This window comes from Paraburkholderia sp. SIMBA_030 (assembly GCF_046535245.1).
Lineage (GTDB): Bacteria > Pseudomonadota > Gammaproteobacteria > Burkholderiales > Burkholderiaceae > Paraburkholderia.
In genome coordinates this window covers 1-405 of record NZ_JAWRXB010000110.1, presented here as the reverse complement: position 1 = coordinate 405, position 405 = coordinate 1, and the positions used below count along the sequence as shown (strand labels likewise).

Here is a 405-nt window from a genome sequence, read left to right as displayed (position 1 = left end):
CATCGCGTAGCTCGATGCTGACACTGTGACTAGCCAATGTATAAGGTGGTATAGGCTGCGCCCAGATATCTTGCGCACTATCAGTATCATTGAGGTGGCTATCAGCGCGAATCATCGTCACTGCCAACTGCTGACCTGCATCGATATCTTGCAGCAACTGATTTTGATCGAACAACAGCCCACTACGCCTAATTGCAATTTTTTGGCTAGCAAGCATTGATCCTGCAACCACAGTAATACTCACTACCAGTAATAAGATAGTCAGCAGCGCAACACCGCGTTGAGAGTTCGCAGTCATCGACATACATAGCCTTTGTTATTGAGCAATTGATGCATTTTAACTACTACCTTCTCAATTATTCGTTCCTAAATTGCTATTATCCGCACTGCTATTATTGTCACTAC

General features: G+C 44.2%; 1 protein-coding gene. It reads right to left on the bottom strand.

Annotated elements, in window-relative coordinates:
* The coding region (locus SB772_RS39250; protein ID WP_410838423.1) for a hypothetical protein at positions 1-298 on the bottom strand (298 nt) is incomplete at its 3' end.
* Positions 299-405: the final 107 nt, after the last annotated feature.